Source organism: Streptomyces flavofungini (assembly GCF_041028215.1).
In the GTDB taxonomy this organism is placed as follows: Bacteria; Actinomycetota; Actinomycetes; order Streptomycetales; family Streptomycetaceae; genus Streptomyces; species Streptomyces flavofungini_B.
The window spans coordinates 1-1,674 of record NZ_JASKYR010001129.1 but is presented as its reverse complement, the minus strand read 5'-3'; the positions used below and the strand labels follow the sequence as shown (position 1 = coordinate 1,674).

The 1,674-nt window shown below is 70.2% G+C and carries 1 protein-coding gene; it reads left to right on the top strand.

Annotated features, from left to right (window positions below; translation table 11 throughout):
• Window positions 1-176 precede the first annotated feature (176 nt).
• Window positions 177-1,670 (top strand): MFS transporter, encoded by a 1,494-nt coding sequence (locus tag AB8Z36_RS39065; RefSeq protein ID WP_369218109.1) that lies wholly within the window; start codon window positions 177-179, stop codon window positions 1,668-1,670.
• The last annotated feature ends 4 nt before the right edge of the window (window positions 1,671-1,674 follow it).

Genomic DNA, 1,674 nt, shown 5'->3' with positions numbered 1-1,674 from the left:
GTCCCGGCGGGGCGGTCCCGGCGCGCGTGAGGAGGCCTTTTCCGGGCACTCTGGAGGGGCTCTCCCGATGTCGGGAGGGCCGTCGTCCGGGCGGTGCGCGGGCGTGCGGGGCCGCAYGCGCGCAGCCGTAGAAGCCGCGGCGGGCGACGTGGGAGCAGCGGAAGGAGCCACCCGCCATGACCGCGTCGTCCACACCCGCGCCACCGCCCCCGGACCGGGAGCACCCGGAGCACGAGACCGGCACCGTCACCACGGCCGTCCCCGCCCGTCTCGACCGGCTGCCCTGGTCCCGCTGGCACTGGATGATCGTCATCGGCCTCGGCACGGTCTGGATTCTCGACGGCCTCGAAGTCACCACCGTCGGCAACATCGCGAGCCGCCTCTCCGAGGAGGGCAGCGGCCTCGCCATCAGCTCCGCCCAGGTGACCGGCGTGGCGGCGGCCCTGTATGTGGCGGGCGCCTGTGCGGGCGCTCTCTTCTTCGGCCGCATGACCGACAAATTCGGCCGAAAAAAGCTCTTCATGGTCACCCTCGCGGTCTACCTCGCCGCGACCGCGCTCACCGCACTCTCGTTCGACGCGTGGTGGTTCTTCCTCTTCCGCTTCCTCACCGGCTTCGGCATCGGCGGCGAGTACGCGGCCATCAACTCCGCGATCGACGAGCTGATCCCGTCCAAGTACCGCGGCCGGGTCGACCTGATCATCAACGGCAGCTACTGGCTGGGCGCGATCGGCGGCTCACTGCTCTCCGTGGTCATGCTCAACACCAGCATCTTCCCCAAGGACATCGGCTGGCGGCTCACCTTCGCCCTCGGTGTCGTCCTCGGCCTGGTGATCCTGCTGGTCCGCAGGCACGTCCCGGAGAGCCCGCGCTGGCAGTTCATCCACGGCAGGGGCGAGGAGGCGGACGCGCTCGTCACGTCGGTGGAGCGGGAGATCGAGGAGGAGAAGGGCGAGCGCCTGCCGCCGCCCGAGACCGAGATCACCATCCACCAGCGCAAGAGCATCGGCTTCGGCCTGATCGCGAAGACGGTCTTCCGCGACTACCCCCGGCGCGCGGTGCTCGGCCTCTCCCTCTTCGTCGGCCAGGCGTTCCTCTACAACGCGATCACCTTCGGCTTCGGCGCCATCCTCACCACGTTCTTCGACGTCCCCTCGGGCAGCACGGGCTACTACTTCGCCGTCATCGCGGCGGGCAACTTCCTGGGCCCGCTGTTCCTGGGCAAGCTCTTCGACACCGTGGGCCGCCGGATCATGATCTCCTCCACGTACCTCCTCTCCGGCGTCCTGCTCTTCGCCACGGCCTGGCTGTTCGACCGGGGCTCGCTGAGCGCGACGACGCTGACGGCCTGCTGGTGCGTGGTCCTGTTCTTCGCCTCGGCGGGCGCGAGCAGCGCCTATCTGACGGTCTCGGAGATCTTCCCGATGGAGACGCGGGCCATGGCCATCGCCTTCTTCTACGCGATCGGCACCGCGGCGGGCGGCATCAGCGGCCCGCTGATCTTCGCCGAGCTGACCGAGTCGGGCGTCGTCGGCGACACCGTCCTCGCCTTCCAGATCGGCGCGGGCCTGATGTGCGCGGCGGGCCTGGTCGCGGCGGCGCTCGCGGTCAACGCGGAGCGGAGGTCGCTGGAGGACATCGCGAAGCCGCTGTCCTCGGCCGAGGCGTGAGGGC